Source organism: Nostoc sp. (assembly GCF_036917195.1).
Taxonomy (GTDB): Bacteria; Cyanobacteriota; Cyanobacteriia; order Cyanobacteriales; family Nostocaceae; genus Nostoc.
Genome location: NZ_JBALDG010000001.1, coordinates 1 through 19,225, shown reverse-complemented (window position 1 = coordinate 19,225; position 19,225 = coordinate 1). Strand labels below are relative to the sequence as shown.

The 19,225-nt window shown below is 41.3% G+C and carries 19 protein-coding genes, 2 tRNA genes and 1 pseudogene; 10 read left to right on the top strand and 12 right to left on the bottom strand.

Annotated elements, in window-relative coordinates; all coding sequences use genetic code 11:
• Nucleotides 1–73 precede the first annotated feature (73 nt).
• From V7K40_RS00110 to V7K40_RS00075, 8 genes and pseudogenes are all read right to left on the bottom strand, one after another.
• A pseudogene (locus V7K40_RS00110) lies at nucleotides 74–544 on the bottom strand (DNA phosphorothioation-associated protein 4).
• A 252-nt stretch (nucleotides 545–796) separates the two neighbouring features.
• On the bottom strand, nucleotides 797–1,366 hold the full coding sequence (locus V7K40_RS00105) for a Uma2 family endonuclease (RefSeq protein ID WP_334955806.1): 570 nt from the start codon (nucleotides 1,364–1,366) through the stop codon (nucleotides 797–799).
• A gap of 11 nt (nucleotides 1,367–1,377) precedes the next feature.
• On the bottom strand, nucleotides 1,378–3,450 hold the full coding sequence (locus tag V7K40_RS00100) for an AAA family ATPase (RefSeq protein ID WP_334955805.1): 2,073 nt from the start codon (nucleotides 3,448–3,450) through the stop codon (nucleotides 1,378–1,380).
• Complete coding sequence (locus V7K40_RS00095; protein ID WP_180277607.1) at nucleotides 3,447–3,620, bottom strand: hypothetical protein; 174 nt, start codon at nucleotides 3,618–3,620, stop codon at nucleotides 3,447–3,449. Before V7K40_RS00095 ends, V7K40_RS00100 begins: the two co-directional genes overlap by 4 nt.
• Before the next feature lie 306 nt (nucleotides 3,621–3,926).
• Nucleotides 3,927–5,444, bottom strand: coding sequence for a DNA phosphorothioation system restriction enzyme (locus V7K40_RS00090; protein ID WP_334955804.1), 1,518 nt, complete (start codon nucleotides 5,442–5,444; stop codon nucleotides 3,927–3,929).
• 100 nt (nucleotides 5,445–5,544) lie between these two features.
• Nucleotides 5,545–6,150 carry a transcriptional repressor LexA gene (gene lexA / locus V7K40_RS00085; protein ID WP_334955803.1) on the bottom strand — a complete coding sequence of 202 codons (606 nt, stop codon included), beginning with the start codon at nucleotides 6,148–6,150 and terminating at the stop codon, nucleotides 5,545–5,547.
• 223 nt (nucleotides 6,151–6,373) lie between these two features.
• Complete coding sequence (argF, locus tag V7K40_RS00080; protein ID WP_334955861.1) at nucleotides 6,374–7,294, bottom strand: ornithine carbamoyltransferase; 921 nt, start codon at nucleotides 7,292–7,294, stop codon at nucleotides 6,374–6,376.
• 169 nt (nucleotides 7,295–7,463) lie between these two features.
• Nucleotides 7,464–7,661, bottom strand: coding sequence for a hypothetical protein (locus tag V7K40_RS00075; protein WP_334955802.1), 198 nt, complete (start codon nucleotides 7,659–7,661; stop codon nucleotides 7,464–7,466).
• 256 nt (nucleotides 7,662–7,917) lie between these two features.
• On the opposite strand from V7K40_RS00075, the gene V7K40_RS00070 reads away from it, so the two are divergent.
• Nucleotides 7,918–7,989: transfer RNA gene (locus tag V7K40_RS00070), tRNA-Thr, on the top strand.
• Nucleotides 7,990–8,195: 206 nt separating this feature from the next.
• On the opposite strand, the gene V7K40_RS00065 is transcribed toward V7K40_RS00070, so the two are convergent.
• Nucleotides 8,196–8,411 (bottom strand): hypothetical protein, encoded by a 216-nt coding sequence (locus tag V7K40_RS00065; protein ID WP_334955801.1) that lies wholly within the window; start codon nucleotides 8,409–8,411, stop codon nucleotides 8,196–8,198.
• Between the two features lie 65 nt (nucleotides 8,412–8,476).
• Nucleotides 8,477–9,100 carry an orotate phosphoribosyltransferase gene (pyrE, locus tag V7K40_RS00060; protein WP_334955800.1) on the bottom strand — a complete coding sequence of 208 codons (624 nt, stop codon included), beginning with the start codon at nucleotides 9,098–9,100 and terminating at the stop codon, nucleotides 8,477–8,479.
• A 106-nt stretch (nucleotides 9,101–9,206) separates the two neighbouring features.
• On the opposite strand from pyrE, the gene V7K40_RS00055 reads away from it, so the two are divergent.
• On the top strand, nucleotides 9,207–9,641 hold the full coding sequence (locus tag V7K40_RS00055; RefSeq protein ID WP_334955799.1) for a hypothetical protein: 435 nt from the start codon (nucleotides 9,207–9,209) through the stop codon (nucleotides 9,639–9,641).
• A 245-nt stretch (nucleotides 9,642–9,886) separates the two neighbouring features.
• Here V7K40_RS00055 and V7K40_RS00050 read toward each other — a convergent pair.
• Nucleotides 9,887–9,959, bottom strand: a tRNA-Ile gene (locus V7K40_RS00050).
• Between the two features lie 293 nt (nucleotides 9,960–10,252).
• On the opposite strand from V7K40_RS00050, the gene V7K40_RS00045 reads away from it, so the two are divergent.
• Entirely contained in the window at nucleotides 10,253–10,954 is a 702-nt protein-coding gene (locus V7K40_RS00045; protein ID WP_298919563.1) for a hypothetical protein, read from the top strand.
• 171 nt (nucleotides 10,955–11,125) lie between these two features.
• Nucleotides 11,126–12,520 carry a hemolysin family protein gene (locus V7K40_RS00040; protein WP_334955798.1) on the top strand — a complete coding sequence of 465 codons (1,395 nt, stop codon included), beginning with the start codon at nucleotides 11,126–11,128 and terminating at the stop codon, nucleotides 12,518–12,520.
• A gap of 31 nt (nucleotides 12,521–12,551) precedes the next feature.
• Here V7K40_RS00040 and queC read toward each other — a convergent pair whose 3' ends face one another.
• Nucleotides 12,552–13,229: a 7-cyano-7-deazaguanine synthase QueC gene (queC, locus tag V7K40_RS00035; protein WP_334955797.1), complete on the bottom strand. Its 678-nt coding sequence runs from the start codon at nucleotides 13,227–13,229 to the stop codon at nucleotides 12,552–12,554.
• 339 nt (nucleotides 13,230–13,568) lie between these two features.
• Here queC and V7K40_RS00030 point away from each other — a divergent pair, with 339 nt between their 5' ends.
• The 6 genes from V7K40_RS00030 to V7K40_RS00005 all read left to right on the top strand — a co-directional run bounded on the left by V7K40_RS00030 (nucleotide 13,569) and on the right by V7K40_RS00005 (nucleotide 19,143).
• Complete coding sequence (locus tag V7K40_RS00030) at nucleotides 13,569–14,651, top strand: Gfo/Idh/MocA family oxidoreductase (protein ID WP_334722757.1); 1,083 nt, start codon at nucleotides 13,569–13,571, stop codon at nucleotides 14,649–14,651.
• A 304-nt stretch (nucleotides 14,652–14,955) separates the two neighbouring features.
• Nucleotides 14,956–15,579 (top strand): DedA family protein, encoded by a 624-nt coding sequence (locus tag V7K40_RS00025; RefSeq protein WP_334955796.1) that lies wholly within the window; start codon nucleotides 14,956–14,958, stop codon nucleotides 15,577–15,579.
• Between the two features lie 239 nt (nucleotides 15,580–15,818).
• The gene (locus tag V7K40_RS00020) at nucleotides 15,819–16,991 is read left to right on the top strand and encodes a ParM/StbA family protein (protein WP_334955795.1); all 1,173 of its coding nucleotides are present in this window, start codon (nucleotides 15,819–15,821) and stop codon (nucleotides 16,989–16,991) included.
• A gap of 5 nt (nucleotides 16,992–16,996) precedes the next feature.
• The gene (locus V7K40_RS00015) at nucleotides 16,997–17,473 is read left to right on the top strand and encodes a plasmid segregation centromere-binding protein ParR (protein WP_334734160.1); all 477 of its coding nucleotides are present in this window, start codon (nucleotides 16,997–16,999) and stop codon (nucleotides 17,471–17,473) included.
• 592 nt (nucleotides 17,474–18,065) lie between these two features.
• Nucleotides 18,066–18,827, top strand: a complete 762-nt coding sequence (locus tag V7K40_RS00010) for a hypothetical protein (protein WP_334955794.1) — start codon at nucleotides 18,066–18,068, stop codon at nucleotides 18,825–18,827.
• A gap of 1 nt (nucleotide 18,828) precedes the next feature.
• Nucleotides 18,829–19,143, top strand: a complete 315-nt coding sequence (locus tag V7K40_RS00005) for an EH signature domain-containing protein (protein ID WP_334955793.1) — start codon at nucleotides 18,829–18,831, stop codon at nucleotides 19,141–19,143.
• The last annotated feature ends 82 nt before the right edge of the window (nucleotides 19,144–19,225 follow it).

The window sequence follows — 19,225 nt, the reverse complement described above, 5'->3', positions numbered from 1 at the left end:
TGTTTAATTTTTATATAAATCACAACTATTTTCTCAGTCTGTTTGTAATTAGTAAGCGTGGATTGATAGTGATTTATGAAAGAAATTTGCTTAAATCAAAATCTTCTTCAGAGTTATCTTGAAACCTTTCAGAACTGAGTATCAATAAAATTCTTTCAGAATAATCTACTGCGCCCCGGATTTCTGATTGTAAGATTTCAAGTCCACCATTGGCATATTCTTCAAAGATATAATTACGTTTTTCGTTATTGTTTCCTTCTTTGAGAGATCAAACTTTTATATCTTGAATTTCAGCAATTGCTATTAAATTTATTACCGTATTATATCCCCTAACTATAAACTGTTCTTGGGGTATTGGCGATGGTTCCCTTTTAGAAATCTCTCCCAAAGCCACACGTTTTTTATGCTTTGCGCCCAAAGCTGCTGCAAACACAATCACATCAGCAAAAGTATTAAAAGGCCCTGTTCCACCATCTGAAGATGTTAAATCTTTCACCAACTCAGCCTTATCTTTAGCAACCCTGATTCTGCCAGTTTCAGCCATAATATTAATATCTACATTGTTGCCATCTTAACCGACAGCCAAAAGCGATGCCTACGATGGTCACTGAGCTTTACCGTTCGCGCAGCGTCTCGCAGAGAAGTGCTAGCTACGCCTACGCACTTGCCAAGGTATTATTTTATGATAGTATGCAGGCGATCACTATATCTTTTAATTAGTTAGGGATAATCTCAATTTCACCATCTTCTCTTCCCTCTGCGTCCTCTGCGCCTTGGCGGTTCGTTTCTTGAAAACTTATATTGAAAACTGAACATCCTCATAAACCAAAGAAATAGGAAAGTGAAAATCAACACTAGTTAAATGAACTTCATCCCCTTCTTCATAAGGATGTAACTCCCAGATTCCTCTCTCATTTAACCGAAAACAATCTAAACTGACTTTTTCAGCGTCAATGAGGACGTATTCTTGCAGAGTCTCGATACGGCGATACTGTGTAAACTTTCCACCTCTATCGTAAGCTTCTGTACTAGGAGAGAGAACTTCGACAATTAGACAAGGATACTGAATAAATTTAATAGCTTGTCTGTCCCGTTCATCACAACTCACCACAACATCTGGATAGTGAAACGGCCCATTTTCAGATACACCTACTTTTGCATCCGCCATAAAAGCGCGACATGAACCCCCTCGTAAGTGGCTTTTTAATGCCGAAGCCAAATTGAGAGCAATAGTAGTATGGGGAATAGTACCCCCAGTCATGGCAAAAACTTCACCATTGATATATTCGTATTTAATATCTTGGTGTTCTTCCCATTCCAAGTATTCCTGGGGAGTCATATACTTTCCGTCTGGACTCGCAACCATAACTTCATCCTTTAAACATTACGTTCAACCGCGATAATTTCAGTATATTCATACTCGTTCGGACTTTGTTTCACCAAAGGATATCTTTCCCCAGCCAACTCAATATAATCTTGTTCGCAATCCTGCTTAGATGAATAATACGTAAGCACATATTCTCTACCGATTCTGTCTGTCATTTCTGCTTCTACTTCACCCCGCCACTGAGTCTTAGTAACTAAAACTATCAACTGATTCGCTAATTGCGGAATTGTCTTCGCAATATGTCGCCGCGAACTTTCATCCAAACTACCAAAAGGTGAATCCATGACAATTGGGAAAGTGCTACTATCGGGAATCATCATCATTTTCCGCTTCTCACTCCATTCCCTTACTTTGTCAATGATGCTGGCAATAAAAGATAAACTAAGAATTTGGTTCTCCCCAGTGGATGCTGCAACTGGTGCTTCTATACCTGTAGTATTTTCTACTAATGTCAGTTCATATTTATCGCTAATTCTAGGAATGTATGGAGTTACAGAAATCTCTGTGAATATTTCTTGGACTCGCTTTTCTAGTTGCAGACGAAATTGTTGTTCTTGACGATTTCGGACTTCTGTTAAACGTTCAATTGCATCTTGAGTAGCGTTAATCCGTCGCTGTGCTAAAGTTTGCTTGTCTTCATTCAGCTTTTGTTTAGCAATTTGTTTATTTAAACCTTCAATTTCAGTTGTGAGTTGAGCAATTTCCTGCTGATTTGCACCCTGTTCTCGATTCAATTCATCAATTTTACTTTCAATTTCATCTAACCGTTTTTGCAAACTGCTAATTTCTTCATTAGCATCTTTTCGCAACCGTTCTTGAATATTGTCTAAATCGCCTTCAATTTGGGATATGCTTTGTCTTAATTGATTAATCCTAGTTTGTTCTCTATCAACTTCTTCCCAAAATCCTATCGCTTGCTTATCAATTTCATCTACTTGTGCGCTCATGCGAATTGCAGTTTCTTCCACTGCTGAGGAACCTGCTCTATTTAACCAGGTAGTCACATGAGTATGAGAATGATTACCCTCGTGTAATTCTGCGCCACAAATACAGCGCTGAGAATTGAGTAAATCATTCACAAATTCCCGCGATATTCCTGATGTTAACTCGCCTCGCTGCTTCAAATCATTGATAATTCCTCGGAACTGTGCTGTAGTCTCCGACAGTAAAACGCTATAACCCCGCGCGGAAATAACTTTTTTCAGCGCTTCTTTAGTTTTTTTATATTCTTCTTGATTCGCCACTTTCTGAGATTCTAAATTCTGCCATCTTTCTTGCAATTCCTTAGCAGCACTCAGTTCTCGCAAACGATTACTTGTTTCTTTTTTAAAAGTTTGTTGATATTCTAACTCTTCTTTAATTTCCGTTTGCCGTTTGATAATGCGTTCACGCTCTCGTTCTATCTTTTCTTGCTGTCGTAACAGTTGTTTAGTTTCAGAATCACCAATAGCTTTTAACTCATTTTCTAGAGTTTTTTTAGCATCTCCTAAATGTCTAATGGAACGGTTGATTACCTCCACACCCAAGAAAATTTTTGTAGCTTCGGCAATTTCAGCTTTTTTGTCAGAACGAACGATTTCTTCAATTCGTTCGCCGTCAAAGAAAAAATATTGATGTAAAGTAGCTGGTAAAATTTGATTGATTATATCGTCTGGTTGCTGATTTGGTATATTCCATTTACCATCGTCCCCACCAACCCACATGGTTAATTGAGTTTTGCCTGCATCAAAGTCACTTTCGTTTTTGTAACCCCGACAGGCGCGTTTAACTCGATAGCGTTTACCTTCATGTTCCCAGCCAATTTCTACCCAACATTCTACAGCTTGACCTTTCTGAGTTTCTGCGATCGCACGCTTATTTACTAACTGCTCTGTCGATGCAAACGCTGCACTAAATTTATCATACAGTACCCACGTAAAGGCATTCAGCAAGCTAGTTTTACCAGAGCCATTATTGCCATGAATAATTGTCGTGTTTTGAGCATCTCCACCAGCCAGGATCATCTCTGGTGTCATACCATAAAAGGAGCGAAAGTTGCATAGCTTCATTGAAGTCAGCTTCATCGCACCTCTTCCTTAATAATGTCCAAAATATTATCATTTATATGGCTGTTAATCTTCTTATCCAGCCTGCCTTTTTCCAGCTTCCATACCCGCTCAATAATTTGCCGTACTTCCGGTGGAGCGCTGGTTATTGGCTCCTGTACATCGTCGATATTCGCCTCTTGTGACATATTGAGTTTTGAAATATACTTTTTCTATATTTTAACTTTCTCTAGTGCTGGAATCGCCTCAGTAAAGCCACTGTTTGCGTTATCTTTGAAATCCTAATTTTCTTTAAAAAACACTTTATTATTTAATTGTTTTCTGTTATTATCAATGTTAATAATTTTTATAATAATGGGATGTAAATAACTTTAAAATTTTTACTTACATCCGATTATAATCAAATTCATAATTTTATTATTTCATACTTAATGCTTCTTTTTTCAAAACTCGAAAAATTTTACAAAAGAAGACAACTATTCTCTGGTTGATCATCAAATATCTAATAACCCATATCGCTTCTGTAAATCAAGTAACTTCATTCTTGCTTCACCAGCATTATCAGCCAAATCAGCAAATTCTACAAACCGACGTAATTCCTTTTTCAACAGATTGCGCTCAACTTCTATCGTTTCTCTATCTAAATCTGGTGGTAAAACAATCATGTCAAATATTGTCGCGCGTTCTTTAGCCGGATGAGGACGTAAAACTCGCCCCCGTCGCTGGATAAACTGGCGGGGATTACCAGAACTTGATAAAATCACCGCAGTTTTAATTGCCGGAATATCAACACCTTCATCTAAACAACGAATTGCGACTAAACCCTGCAACTCGCCACTTTCAAATTGATGGCGCAATGTTTCCCTTTCTTGTAAAGTTGTTTGAGCCGTATAAGTACTTACCTTGTACCCTAAATCCACTCCCAAAATTTTAGCCACAGCTTTAACTTGACGTAGGGATGAACGTTGTCCCGCATCTTGTGAACCATCGCTACAATAAAAAAGAGTGTGAGTAGTTTCGCGGCGAGTTGCCATTAATTCATGTAAGGCGGTTAATTTATTTTCTGCTGCACCAATTAATCTTGCTCTTTGCATCAACAACGGCTTTAAATCTTCATTGTCTTCAAATCCCGATTCGCCATTTTCTCGATCCCGATAAAGCAGCGATCGCCCAATTCTTTTAGTTAACTTTAGATAAGCAATGCTTTCTGCTTCAGTTAATTCCACTAGCACCGGATAATACAGATAATGTACCAAAGCACCTTGAGCGATCGCATCCCTCAAAGTAAACTCTGGCTGGAGAACTGGGCCAAAATAATCAAATATAGATTGCGTACCAAAATCATCAAAATACCTCTCCGGTGTGGCAGATAAAGCCAGTCTCAACCCAACGCGACGCGGTAAACTTTCTTCTAACTTGGGTGCGCCTAAATTATGCGCCTCATCCCCAATAATTAAAGTTTTGGCGGGAAAATATTTGAGTTGAGACCCAAATCCATCTCCAATTAATGTGGAGTTCGTAGTAATCACAGTCACAAACCGTTGAGAACCAGAACGCAGATTATAAATTTGCGTGGAAAGTTGACTTTGCCAAGTGCGTAAATTCTCAAAAGCTAAAATGGGTTGCAAATTAAATTTTTCACATTCTCGCGCCCATTGGGTGACGAGATGGCGATAGGGACATACCACCAACAACACTTGTAAATTAATCTGCTGATATAATTCACAAGCGATCGCTAGTGCAGTAATCGTTTTACCACTACCAGTAGCCATTTTCAACGTCCCTCTGCCATTGTTGGTAAACCAGCTAGCGATCGCTTGTCGCTGATATTCCCGCAATTGCAGAGATGGAGGCATTTTTGGGCATCCTGGTAATGGTTGCGAAGTGTGATAACTGCCCTTACTTTCCCTTGCAAATGGTAATTTTAATCGAAATGCGCCACGGGGAGTATCCCCGTGGTCACTTTCGCGGAAAGTGGGCAGTTGCTGCACTGGATTTTGCGTCAGGTACATATGTTAAGCACAAACGTGGTGATGAACCTAAGTAATAAGTTAGGAGTTAGGAGTTGGGAGTTAGTAATTTAAAACTCATAACTGATCACTTTCTTATTACTCAGTTGTAACCGCGCCAAACACCAATGAGAGAACCTTGCACCTGCACTTGTATAGCACTGACTTCAATGGGATTGTACTTAGGATTTGCTGGTTTGAGGGTAACGTGATCGCCTTGGCGATAAAAACGTTTTAAAGTGGTACCGAATCCATCAACTCTGGCGGCGACGATGGTGCCATTTTTCAAATGATTTGGTTCTGCTACTGGACGCAGGAATACCACATCGCCATCAGCAATTAAATCTTCAATCATGCTATCGCCAGCTACCCGCAAAGCGTAGGTTTGGGGAGGTAATGATAAATTAGAAAAGTCTAGATGATCTATAGCATCAGTAAATGGTTCTATTAAACCACCAGCAGCGATCGTCCCCAAAATTGGTACACCTTGCTTTACAGGACGCAAAATCCGAATCGTTCGCGCTTGGCCTTCAGTCCATTCTATATATCCTTTAGTACGTAAATGTTCCAAGCGACTTTGAATTGGTGCTGGTGACTTCAAGTTCATCCCTTGCATCATTTGCCGAATTGAAGGCGAATGCTGGTGCGATCGGATGTATTCTGCCAACCATTCGTAAAGTTCTTGTTGAGCTTCCGTTAGACGTTCCATAAATTTGCGGGAAGTAATTATAAATGTCTCTAGAACATTAGTACTACAAAAAACTCCCCATAACAAGAGAAAAGTAAAAATATGAAAGGCAAAAGAAACAATATTCTCTTTTCTTTTACCCATTTATTTTGGATTTTTTACCAAGATAGTAGTCAGGAGCCAATCGCACACTAGCTATTCTGACTCCTAACTCCTGTACAGACGCGATTAATCGCGTCTTTTTTCATTCTGCCCCTAAGATACTGGCAAGTAAAGCTTTTTGGGCGTGGAGGCGATTTTCTGCCTGTTCCCAAACTCGTGATTGGGAACCTTCAATAACAGATCCGGTAATTTCTTCACCACGATGGGCTGGTAAGCAGTGTAAAACAATTGCTTCTGAATCAGCAAGGCTCAATAGCTGCTCTGAAATTTGGTAAGGCTGGAAAATAGGCAGACGATCGCCTGCTTCTGCTTCTTGCCCCATACTCGCCCAAACATCAGTATAAAGTACAGCAGCTCCCTTAGCGGCTAATTCTGGATCATGAGTGAGGAGGACTTCAGTTTTGTGATTAGCGATCGCTCTTGCTTGTTCTACAATCCTAGAATCTGGCTCATATCCGCTAGGGGTGGCAATTCTAACATTCATCCCCACCAAAGCACAGCCCAACATCAGAGAATTAGCCACATTATTTCCATCACCCACGTAAGTTAAAGTTAACCCGGCAAGGGTGCCAAAGCCTTCTTGAATCGTCAATAAATCCGCTAATACCTGACAAGGATGTTCTGCATCGGTAAGCGCATTAATTACCGGAATCTTGGCATAGTGAGCAAAAGTTTCCAATTCCTGCTGTGCAAAAGTGCGAATTGCCAAAATATCCAAATATCGATCTAACACCCGCGCCGTATCCTGCAAAGGTTCCCCACGACTAACTTGAGTGACATTGGGGTTGAGATCGATTACCTGTCCACCCAGTTGGTACATCGCCACAGTAAAACTTACCCGCGTGCGAGTTGAGGCTTTGGAGAACAACAACCCCAAAACTTTATTACACTGCAACTTCAGCTGTTGTGATTTAAGTTGAGTTGCCAATTGCAGAAGTTCTTGAAGTTCTGTAGGACTGATGTCCGCCAGACTTAATAAATCTCGTCCGATCAACGCTGCCATGCTTCCGATGTGTAAAGAACAATTATATATTTCTGTTGCTTTACCAGCCGGATCAAAAAAATACAGTTTTAAAACTGTACCAGATATTTTTGCGTCCAGCCCAGAATTTGAGTTAGCTTTTGCTAATATCAATTCTCCGTGAGCTTGCACTTAATGATTACTCCTTCTGTTAAGGCGGCGTACAAGGCGTACAAGGCGTGAACCAGCGCTCTAGTGCGGGTTTCCCGCCGTAGGCGACTGGTGTTAGCGCCACAAAGAGCGAGTCTTCTCCCAAGGGGAGACGATGCCGCGCAACGAGCGTCACCCGTTCGCCCAAGGCGTTCCCGCAGGGTAGGGCGGTTCGTTTAATAATTAAGTGCATCTTCATAGCGAATTGGTATAAGAATATTAATTTATCAACTTTATCAGTGATTCTGATCACTGATTTTTTTCTGTTTGATTACAATTGCTACGCAGCTTAAACCATCTAGGGGGCACAAAAGCAGTGATATTCCCAAAATCTCTGGTCTTTTAGCCTAATTTAGGAAGAAAGAGATATTTTTTAGGAATTATAGCTAGACAAATAAGTTGATTATGGTACAATTAGAAATTGTGGTTGCTATTTGAGAGCGATCGCTAAACCCGCCAGCATAGCACAGTGGTAGTGCATCCGACTTGTAATCGGAAGGTCGCGAGTTCAAATCCCGCTGCTGGCCTGAACAAATGTCGAGTCATTATTTATCGTTTGTGACGATAAATAATGATTTTTTCATTTATGTATAAACGATGTTTTTTGTCAAGTTTAATTTAAATGCGCTTACCCTCCTCTAAGAGTAAGAGGTTGTGATCACATCCTTAAACGAAGCTAAAAGAAATTATTTCCGTGTGATTAGACAAAAATTACCAAAGTTACAATCACAACTTAACTAAGTAAGCCAATAAGTATCCTATTAAAGCTTGACTGAGGCAAGCGATCGCAGCCAGGATATAGGGAAATATTTTTTACCGGAGAAGAAGTATTTTGTTGAGTGAGGAATATACCGAAAACGGTAAACTTAATGAAGTAGAAACCATCGCTACACTGATTAATCCAGCACTCCACAAAAAGCTTGGTATTAGCCGACACCGATTGTTTCATATTAAGGACTTTTACTAATTTGTAATTCTTAATTACGAATTACAAATTAGTAGAAGTCCTATTGTTCATGAATTCGCAAGTTGTTGGTAGCGTTCCTGAATTTCCTGAATCGAAAACAAAGTTTCAAACTTCAACCCAGCTGACTGGTACAACTCACCTCCTCCCTGTTGTCGATCTACCAGTGAAATTACTTGATTTACAATATAACCTGCATCTTTAAGACGCTCAACCGCTTTCAGAGCAGATTGCCCAGTTGTTACCACATCTTCCAAGACTACTACTTTTGCACCTTCTGGTAAACTGGGGCCTTCTATATAAGCTCTTGTCCCATAACCCTTGGCTTCCTTGCGAATAATCAACGCTGGTATCGGTCGGTTTTCATAAACAGAAACTACACTCACTGCTGTCACAATTGGGTCAGCCCCCAATGTTAAACCACCTACAGCCTGTGTATCTACAGGTAACAAAGGAAACAGCAAGCGTCCGACCGCCAAAGCGCCTTGAGGATGGAGTGTTACCTGTGTCTTGTTGACGTAATAAGAACTACGTAGCCCAGAAGAGAGGAGAAAATCACCCTCTTGATAAGCAAGTTGGCAAAATAAATCTAGTAGCTTGTGACGCAATGTGGTCAAATCAGCAGTGGTTGCCCAAATATTTGAGTGGGTAAGAGTTTCAGTAGGATACGTCATTACAAAACATTAAAAGTTGTGCTACACCAAAGGTTGAACTCATCAGAGTTCTGAACTTAAGCATAAATTAAGATTCGCCCAAAACAAAAATTGAGGAGTCAGAAACGTGCCTATAAAATTAAAAACCTTTAGTGGTTTATTGGTGCTGCTTGCTGCTTGTATTGCTTTTCCCTCTGTTGCATCTGCCCAAACCGCAACACCCAATTATCAAACTACCAATGATGTATTTGAAAGAGCTTTTTTTCGTCACGATCGCAATTTCTACGAAAATGGCAGCCTCAAGCGTCAGCTAGACTCATTTTTAGGATCTGGTTCTAGTTTCGGTGGTTCCTTCCCAGAAAATGAAATTGCCCACGATGCTGAGTTGGTTAACACTTTATATCATGATGTCCTAACTCAGCAAGTTGGCAACGATCCTTATATTCGTACTCTTGATTTACCGAATCCTTATGACACGTCGCTGATGATGTCTCCTCGTTTGAATAGCAACAAACTCAAACTAGGAACTGAATTCCGGTTTGAAACTTTACCATCTCGGTAACAGTGCTGAGTGCTGAGAGGAGAGTTAAAAATTAAAAGTGAGGTTAGCCTAAAGTTTTAAGGATGGGAAAAAGTGAGGAGTTAATTAAAACTCATAACTCATAACTCATGACTCAGCACTCATTAAATCCTGACTGGAGGAGTTGAACCAGGATGTCAATGCTCAAGATAATGTAGTATTATTGATCTCCCAATGATCATTGAGTATCTGATAATACAACATATTATTGCTTTTTATTGATTCAGTGCGCCCTGCTGGAATCGAACCAGCCTGAAGGCGAATTATGAGTTCGCTGCCTCCCCAATCGGCCAAAGGCGCGTGTTTCCTTGGGTTTCGGCTTCCTGTGAGTCAATTACTTCAACTCTTAGGTCAACCTTATTTGCTAATTAGAGTGAGGAAAATTCCTCATACATTGAGTTTAGTCAATTGTATAATTATAGCACAAAATTACCACCTGTGAATACTCAACAATAGTTTACCAGATTTTTATACTACATAATTTGATCATCAAATAGTGCAAACTAATATTGATTAAGTTCCTTTAAGGATTGAGGTCAAAAGCTTCACTATCCTTAAATAGACCAGCATTCTTTTGTGATAGCTTGTCAGCGATGAAGATAAATTCTACTGTACTTCTTACTTTGATTTTGTTAATCCTGATGATGGGAGCAGGTTCTGTAAGCGCTTTTTTGGGGTTTGAACTGGGGAGTTCAGCACTTAAAGGCGTTACCACACCAGATGGGCGTCCCACAACCAAATTTGCCAGCAATAAGACAAATAGCTCCCAACAGGGAGGGCTAGTGCTATTAAAAGAGGAAGAAATCCTGAAAATTGTCAAGGCGCGAATTGACGGTAAAACCAAGGCTGCTAAATCGGAAAAGCTAGAGGAAGATGATGAAGAAACCAATAGCAGCAAGCAGAAGCCAGAGGAAAAACCCCCACAAGTAGTTGAAGAAAAACCCCAGCCAGGTTTTCCAGTTACTGCCCAGAGCGAAGGTGTAACTATGGCTGTGCAATCTGTCCGCTACTCTGGTGGTGATTTGCTATTGAAAGTGAAAATGCAGAACAAAGGTAAGGATTCTGTGCGCTTCCTGTATAGTTTTTTAGATGTTACCGATGATAAAGGACGAACCCTGAGTGCTAGTACAGAGGGTTTACCAACAGAATTGCCTGCAAATGGACCAACATTTTCCGGTACAGTGAGTATTCCTACAGCTTTACTTGATGATGTCAAGAAGATATCACTCGCTCTGACTGATTATCCCGCTCAAAAATTGAAGCTAGAAGCATCGAATATTCCTGTAGAAAGGTAGGAGAGACAATTTCAGATTTGAGATTTGAGATTTGAGATTGGGCACATGGTACTAGACAATTTGCCTAATCCCTAATCCCCAAAACTTAATCCAAAATCCGTCTTGGAAAGTTTTGATCGCCCGAAATCGGCGCTCAGACTTTCCGCAAAATCCAAAATCCAAAATCCAAAAATGGAGGGCGTGAGTTTTACACGAGCTTTGGCAGTGAGTGGTTTTCCTAATTTAATTTGGACAGACGTGGCGCTGCGGTTATTGTCAGTGCTACTACTGATTGCCATAAATGCCTTTTTTGTGACGGCGGAATTTTCGATGGTAAGTGTGCGGCGATCGCGTATTCACCAGCTAGTTAAGGCTGGGGATATTCCAGCGATCGCTGTCGAGATGCTACAACGTAGTATTGACCGACTACTATCTACCACCCAGTTAGGTATTACCCTTTCTAGTTTGGCACTGGGATGGATTGGCGAAAGTACGATTGTCGTGCTAGTGAATGCATGGTTAAAATCCTGGCCTTTACCAAGTAACATCACTACCTTGCTGGCGCATTCTCTATCAATTCCCATTGCCTTTTTCTTGATTGCCTATTTGCAAATTGTGATCGGAGAACTATGTCCCAAATCCTTAGCCATGCTGTACTCAGAACAGCTAGCTAGGTTTTTAGGACCTTCGGTAAAAGCGATCGTGCGTTTTTTTGGCCCCTTCATCTGGATTCTTAATCAATCAACTCGTTGCTTTTTGCGGATTTTTGGCATCCAATACACAGGTCAAGGCTGGAGACCCCCTGTAACTCCGGAAGAATTGCAACTGATTATCTCTACAGAATGGGGGTCTACTGGTTTACAGCGTGCGGAGCGAGAACTGCTCAATAATGTCTTTGAGTTTGGAGATGTAATGGCCCAAGATGTGATGATCCCCCGCACCAGTATCATCGCGCTACCAAAAGATGCTACCTTCCAGACATTACTCAGAGAAATGGCTTCTACTGGTTACTCTCGCTATCCGGTGATTGGTGAATCTTTGGACAATGTTCGCGGCATTATTTATTTTAAAGACTTGGCACAACCTTTGGCTGTAGGAAAGCTCAGTTTAGAGACACAGATCCAACCTTGGATGCGTCCCGCCCGGTTTGTTCCAGAACACACGCCCTTGAGTGAACTTTTGCCACTGATGCAGCAAGAGAAACCAGCTATGGTCATGGTAGTGAATGAATTTGGCTCTACTGTGGGACTAGTGACAATCAAAGATGTCATTGCCGAAATCATTGGCGACGCCAGCGAACCTGAAAGCAGCGACGACTTACTGATTCAGATGTTAGATGAGCAGAAATTTTTAGTGCAGGCACAAATCAACCTCGAAGACCTCAACGAGGTTTTGCATCTCAATTTGCCCTTGACAAGAGAATACCAAACACTAGGGGGCTTTTTGCTGTATCAGTTACAAAAAATTCCTGCCAAAGGCGAAACCTTTTGTTATCAAAATCTCGAATTCACCGTGGTGTCAATTGTTGGTCCACGCCTTCATCAAATTCAACTGCAACGGTTAGAAGAGTTAGGAGTTGAGAGTTAGGAGTTATGAATTAAAACTCTTCACTCCTAACTCAAGAAGCATACACCAGTGGATCAACGAGTCCCAATTCGGCAAAAGCTGCTAGCCGCAAGCGACAAGAATCACACACACCACAGGCGACATCTCCGCCGGCATAGCAAGACCAAGTTAGTTCCCAAGGAACTCCCAATTGGTTCCCCAATTGGATGATTTCGGTTTTTTTCAAGTTGACTAGGGGTGCAACAATATTAATTGGTCGTCCTTCACGCCCTTGTTTGGTTCCCAGGCGAAAAACTTCTTGCATTGCTTGGATATAGTCGGGGCGACAGTCAGGATATCCTGAGTAATCTAAGGCGTTGACGCCGATATAGACACGTTGTGCTGCGATCGCTTCAGCGTAACCAAGAGCAAAGCTTAAGAATATGGTATTACGAGCCGGAACATAAGTGACAGGAATATTTTGAGACATTTCATCCAGGGAACGTTCCTGGGGTAAATCAATGGCGTCGTCCGTAAGTGCTGAACCGCCCCATTGTCGTAAGTCAAAATTAACCACCTGATGTTTCACGATCCCAGCTTTTTGAGCAACAAAAAAGGCTGACTGTAACTCTCGTCGGTGTCGCTGCTGGTAATCAAAGGAAATGGCATGACATTCACAGCCATCAGCCTTAGCTTTGTACAAAATTGTGGAAGAGTCCAATCCCCCAGATAACAAAATTACAGCTTTCATCTCGGTTGCAAATTTTGGATTTCAAATCGCCAAATTACACCTTAACAAAATGCCAAAAAGCAATGTCAAGGAGAATTTAGACTTCGGTCTGATTGAATTTTTTAAAGTTAATAAAAAGACATATATTTTTTGTCGAAAGTGCAAAATACAAAGTAAACCCGAACTATCTATACAAAAGATATCTGGATTACGGGAACCGATCACAAACTTTGAAATTCTTCATAAACATAGGCTCTATGTTACCATCTGGATGGTTTTAGACGGATCGTAACTGGCTTTCGAGTATAAACGCCAACGGCCGTAGCGTCTCTATATTTGGTGGTTGAGGAGATAATAATAGTGCAAGATAGCATGTCAGTGGCAGAACCGAATCCATATACACAGCGCAACCAGCCACGACCGATCCGCATAGGCGTGATTGGAGTGGGTAACATGGGACAACACCATGCTCGCGTGCTGAGTTCAATGAAAGATGTTGAACTAGTCGGAGTGGCAGATATTAACGTTGAGCGAGGGTTAGAAACTGCCAGTAACTACAAGGTGCGTTTTTTTGAAGATTACTGTGACCTGCTACCCCTCGTGGAAGCAGTTTGTGTAGCTGTTCCCACCCGTCTGCACTATGCCGTGGGCATCAACTGTCTGTTAGCGGGAATTCATGTTTTGATTGAAAAACCGATCGCAGCCAGTATTTCTGAGGCAGAGTCTTTAGTAAATGCCGCAGCTGAGTCTGGGTGTATCCTGCAAGTAGGTCATATTGAGCGTTTTAACCCAGCTTTTAAAGAATTGAGCCAAGTGCTGAAAACTGAGGCATTGCTGGCGCTAGAAGCCCACAGGATGAGTCCTTACTCAGATCGGGCAAACGATGTTTCGGTTGTGCTGGATTTAATGATCCATGACATCGACCTACTTTTGGAATTAGCTGCTTCCCCAGTAACGAAATTGACTGCTAGCGGTACTCGTGCCCTAGACTCTGGTTATTTAGATTACGTAACTGCCACCTTGGGGTTTGCCAATGGTATTGTTGCTACTCTGACTGCTAGTAAAGTCACTCACCGAAAAATTCGCCGGATTGTCGCCCATTGCAAAAATTCATTTACTGAGGCAGATTTTCTCAAGAATGAAATTTTGATTCACCGACAAACTAGTGCCAATTCTCTCACCGACCACCGACAAGTACTTTATAGGCAAGATGGTGTAATTGAAAAAGTCTACACCAGCAATATTCAACCCTTAAGTGCAGAATTAGAACATTTTGTCAACTGTGTACATGGTGGCAATCAACCCTCAGTAGGTGGTGAACAAGCTCTCAAAGCCCTGAGACTGGCAAGTTTGATTGAGCAGATGGCGCTGGAAGATCGAGTTTGGAATCCATTAGACTGGCAATCGGAACCAAGAGTACAATCGTTGACCCCGACAGCCTAGAACAAGAAGAGGGGCAGAGGGGGATGAGGGGGACAAGGTAAAATTTTCTCCCTTGTCTTTTTTTTTCTGCCTCATCTCCACTACACCCCCAACCTGAGAAGAAAACCCTAAAGTATGTTTTTTAACTTGCTATCAAATCTTTAGATCCTCCCTAGTCCTTTTAAAAAACTGACAAAGGGGGATCTAAAAAATTAGAAAACAAAACCTAGTGGTTCGTTTCATTAATTTTGTGAGGTTCCTTGTGAGCGATTTCTCGCTCAATTTTAAAGGCTAGAGCAGTGCAGCAATTTCAGGAATTGACTCAATGCTTGAATGGATAACTAATACTATCAACTATTTTGGCTATTGGGGAATTGCCCTACTAATGTTTCTAGAGAACCTTTTTCCCCCCATTCCTTCAGAATTGATCATGCCACTGGCTGGATTTACAGCAAGTCCATATCAACCAGAAGGGGCAAAGCTGAATATCATTGGTGTATTTTTTGCAGGACTTTTGGGTTCTGTATTGGGCGCACTTATTTGGTATTATCCGGGTAAGCTTTTTGGCGAAACCCGTTTGAAAGCTTGGGCTGATCAGTATGGTAAATGGCTAGCTACATCTAGTAAAGATATCACCAAGGCCAAAGAGTGGTTTGACCGACAAGGTAGAAAAGCAGTATTAATTGGTCGTCTTGTACCGGGAATCCGCACCTTGATTTCTGTTCCCGCAGGTATCAGCAATATGCCCCTGCTACCATTTTTGTTTTACACAACCTTAGGTAGCGCTGCTTGGGTGGGTTTGCTAACATACTCAGGATACGCGTTGGGTAGTCAGTATGAACTTGTGGATAAGTACCTTGCTCCTGTATCCAAAATCGTACTTGGGGGTTTTGTTTTGGCATTTGTTTTCTGGATATTCAAGCGCCAGCTAAGACGTACTAGAAGATGAAACACGGACGCTTTTGGTTTGAAAGCAGTGAAAGCAGGGGTTACATCTGGCCAAAATTCGCCTACACTATGCCAAATAATACTAGATGTGCGTTGGCAGAGCTTATCGGAGGTATCGCCGGAATTAATTTTTGGCATATTTCTAGCTACACTTGACGCAACCTAGAATTTATGGTTGCTCGCATTTTTGTAAGATGAGCATGACAACTTTTTACAGTTAAGTTTGAACTAGGAGCTTTCATGACAGACCAACCTTCCGCCGCTAACCCTATGAATAGTGCTGCTATACCCATGAATAGGCAGCCGTTAGCATCGACGACTCCCATAAATGCTGTTAATAATCCTTCCATTACCAATCCCAACAAGGCAGGCGGTGGTTCTGGGAAAACCATTCTCAGTGTTGATTTAGGCAGAACTTCCACCAAGACTTGTGTGAGTCGCGAACCAAACAATGTGGTGTTCGTACCTGCCAACGTGAAGCAGATGTCAATAGAACAAGTACGCGGCGGTGTTTTTGAAGCTAGGGCTACTGACCCCTTAATGGATTTGTGGCTGGAGTATCAAGGAAATGGATATGCTGTTGGTCAACTGGCAGCAGATTTTGGGGCGAATTTAGGAGTGGGACAATCTAAGGTAGAAGCTGCACTGGTAAAAGTGTTAGCAAGTGCTGGCTACTTCAAACTCAGAGATGATATTTCAGTCGTATTGGGTCTACCTTTTCTTTCCTTAGAGCAATTTGAAAAGGAAAAAGCACAGTTGATTAGCCAAGTAGGTGGTCCTCATGTGTTGAATTTCCGAGGCGAATCTGTGTCGCTGAACGTCAGTAAGGTATGGGTAATGCCAGAGGGCTACGGCAGCCTACTGTGGTCTGAAGCTCAACCGAAGAAAAGTCCAGGCAGTCCCGATTTTACAAAAATATCGGTAGCGATTGTTGATATTGGACATCAAACCGTCGATCTTTTGATGGTAGATAACTTCCGTTTTGCCAGAGGTGCTTCTAAGAGCGAAGACTTCGGTATGAATAAGTTTTATGAATTGGTGTCCGCCGAAATCGAGGGAGCAGATAGTCAATCTCTAGCGCTGATTTCCACTGTTAACAAACCCAGAGGTGAACGCTATTACCGTCCTAAAGGTGCTAGCAAGCCCACCAACCTAGACGATTTTCTTCCCAACCTCACAGAGATGTTTTCACGCGAAATCTGTAGCCGTGTGCTAGCCTGGTTGCCAGAACGCGTCACCGATGTGATTCTCACTGGCGGGGGTGGTGAGTTCTTCTGGGACGACGTTCAACGTCTACTCAAGGAAGCAAAGATTAATGCTCATTTAGCAGCACCTTCCCGACAGGCGAATGCTTTGGGGCAGTATATTTATGGAGAGGCACAATTATCCTCCAATCGCGCTGCTAGGGCATAAAGCTGATGTTCCAATGGTCAAAAAAGGTAGTTAAATCCGTCACGTTCAACCCAGAGCTTGCTGATGAAAGCTTGTTAGCGCAAGTAGAAAGTTATTTGGAAAAACAACCAGACAAGACTTTCAGTGACCTCTGTAAAGAAGCCTTGTGGCAATCTTTATGTGTACCGGCTGTACAACCTGCTCCACAAACAGCAGCAACAACACCGATTGAACAACAAATCGGTGAACTGCAACGTCAAGTGGCTGGACTTGAGGAACGTTTTTTTGCCAAGGGATCTAATCGTTTGGAGGCGATGGAACATCATCTTCTGCAACTTTCTCAACAAGTTGCACAATTGGCGCTCATAGTCAATGATCGATCATTCATTCAGTCTCCAACTCAGTTAGAAGTAGTAAATAATACTTCTTATACTGTTGCTACCCCTCCTCAAGAGGTTGACCCCGTAATCAGTCGCCTTAGTCAGTTTCTCGATGATTTTTAAGGAACAATCGGCTTTGTGAGCAGTTTTTGCTCCTCTCAACAATCCTTAATAGTATTAACTATTAAGGATTATTAATATTTCTATATAAATAATAAAAATATTGAGATTTGTGTATGTTGGCATTGGTAATGAAACTCCAGTGCCTAATCTCCCAAGAGTTACGCACTCAGATACCCGAATCCCGTTTTTAAAGATTGCTTGGGGAAATTTAAATTTCAGGTTTCGTGCGTAAGTCTTAATTTGTCAATGCTCAGAAAGCGGTTTTTCATCATAAATTTATTTTATTACCATAGCTTTAGTAAAAAAGTTAAATAAGTTTTCATATTTGGGAACAATAAACTCACTAAAGCGCAGGTAAGTAGGATAAAAGCATTGACTGATGAAACTACGGAACTGTTGTATCCCTCTGTTGAAAAGTTAGTTCAAGAGATTGTGGCCGTTAATCACGCTTGGAAAGTAGCTTGTGAATTGTTTGGACAAGATTCGCACTTATCTATTTCTTCGCGGGATTTAAAAACTTGTAGGAACCTTTTATGGTATACAGCAGGGACTTCAAGGAATCAATTTATCTACAGAAAATACCCAAGAATTGATGACTGCCAGTAAAGAGCTACTAGTGGGAATGAAAACAGCTTTCTCCACTTCCATGATTGGGCTTGGTTCTGGTAGCTTGTTTACTCTAGTTTTGTTTGGGTGTGATTCGCTACGGCAGAAACGGCGTGATAGTTTGCGTCGGAAATTGAAGGCGATCACAACTTTAAAAACAGCAGAAAACGCCAATAGTGAAGTAGCTGAAGCACTTAGTCTTGTAGCAAAAAATTTGACTGGGCTAAAGCAGCTAAATGCAGAAGGCATTGGTGAAGCTGTAGGTAAGAGTATTGCAGAACAGTTTGCAGGTTTAAATCAGTTATCAGCCCAAGCTATTGGTAAAGCCGTAGGCCAGCAGATGTTCCCAGCCTTGGAAGCAATATTCAAAGAACAGAAAAAACTTCGAGAAGTCCAAGAAAATCAGGGACAGAAAGTTTTAGAAGAACTCATCAAGGATCTACGAATTCAGGTACTTGAACCGATTGCAGATAGACTCGATAGAAGTGCAGAGTTAACACAGCAAGCTTCCACCGCAGTGCTAACACTGCATAGAGAATTGGGTGGTATCTCTCAAAATTTGGCAAGTTCCATCTTAACAATTGAGAACTTTCAAAAAGAAACTTTGGTAGAACTTAAAGGATTTGCTAAGAATTTGGGAGACACTCTCAATCAATTACAGACAGATACAAGAGGTGTTTTACAAGAAACAGGACAGGAAATTAATCGAGCCGTAGTTCACAGTATGGCTGTTAATTTGTTTGGATGAAATGTCAAATAGTCAGCAAATAAAAGCTGTTAATCATTTACTCACTAATGTTTCCAATAATATAGCAACCAATCATTATTTACTGGTTGATTGGTTGCGAAAGAACTATAGAAATGGTGAAAATTGGTATAAACTTTCAGATCCAGCAAGACAAAGACTTCGAGAGTGGATTGGAGGTATCAATTATACTGATTTCCAAAAGTTAGTAAATCTCATATTGAACAAGCTCGATTTGCAAGACTTCGAGTCAAATCGGCTATGTAGACGCAGAGATTTTTGGGCTGATTATAGTAACCGCTTTGAAACTGGACTTTAGACTAAGAAGCACAAAATAACTCAGAGAAGCTGAGTTGAGAACAGCCAAAGCAAAAAAGTAGAAAAATCACAAATTAAGCGAT

Excerpts from the sequence above, each read along its gene's own strand:
- V7K40_RS00105 (WP_334955806.1), bottom strand. The coding sequence starts at position 1,366 with ATGGTTGCGAGTCCAGACGGAAAGTATATGACTCCCCAGGAATACTTG.
- V7K40_RS00100 (WP_334955805.1), bottom strand. The coding sequence starts at position 3,450 with ATGAAGCTGACTTCAATGAAGCTATGCAACTTTCGCTCCTTTTATGGT.
- V7K40_RS00095 (WP_180277607.1), bottom strand. The coding sequence starts at position 3,620 with ATGTCACAAGAGGCGAATATCGACGATGTACAGGAGCCAATAACCAGC.
- V7K40_RS00090 (WP_334955804.1), bottom strand. The coding sequence starts at position 5,444 with ATGTACCTGACGCAAAATCCAGTGCAGCAACTGCCCACTTTCCGCGAA.
- lexA (WP_334955803.1), bottom strand. The coding sequence starts at position 6,150 with ATGGAACGTCTAACGGAAGCTCAACAAGAACTTTACGAATGGTTGGCA.
- argF (WP_334955861.1), bottom strand. The coding sequence starts at position 7,294 with ATGGCAGCGTTGATCGGACGAGATTTATTAAGTCTGGCGGACATCAGT.
- V7K40_RS00075 (WP_334955802.1), bottom strand. The coding sequence starts at position 7,661 with ATGAAGATGCACTTAATTATTAAACGAACCGCCCTACCCTGCGGGAAC.
- V7K40_RS00065 (WP_334955801.1), bottom strand. The coding sequence starts at position 8,411 with ATGAAACAATCGGTGTCGGCTAATACCAAGCTTTTTGTGGAGTGCTGG.
- pyrE (WP_334955800.1), bottom strand. The coding sequence starts at position 9,100 with ATGACGTATCCTACTGAAACTCTTACCCACTCAAATATTTGGGCAACC.
- V7K40_RS00045 (WP_298919563.1), top strand. The coding sequence starts at position 10,253 with ATGAAGATAAATTCTACTGTACTTCTTACTTTGATTTTGTTAATCCTG.
- V7K40_RS00040 (WP_334955798.1), top strand. The coding sequence starts at position 11,126 with ATGGAGGGCGTGAGTTTTACACGAGCTTTGGCAGTGAGTGGTTTTCCT.
- queC (WP_334955797.1), bottom strand. The coding sequence starts at position 13,229 with ATGAAAGCTGTAATTTTGTTATCTGGGGGATTGGACTCTTCCACAATT.
- V7K40_RS00025 (WP_334955796.1), top strand. The coding sequence starts at position 14,956 with ATGCTTGAATGGATAACTAATACTATCAACTATTTTGGCTATTGGGGA.
- V7K40_RS00020 (WP_334955795.1), top strand. The coding sequence starts at position 15,819 with ATGACAGACCAACCTTCCGCCGCTAACCCTATGAATAGTGCTGCTATA.
- V7K40_RS00015 (WP_334734160.1), top strand. The coding sequence starts at position 16,997 with ATGTTCCAATGGTCAAAAAAGGTAGTTAAATCCGTCACGTTCAACCCA.
- V7K40_RS00010 (WP_334955794.1), top strand. The coding sequence starts at position 18,066 with ATGACTGCCAGTAAAGAGCTACTAGTGGGAATGAAAACAGCTTTCTCC.
- V7K40_RS00005 (WP_334955793.1), top strand. The coding sequence starts at position 18,829 with ATGTCAAATAGTCAGCAAATAAAAGCTGTTAATCATTTACTCACTAAT.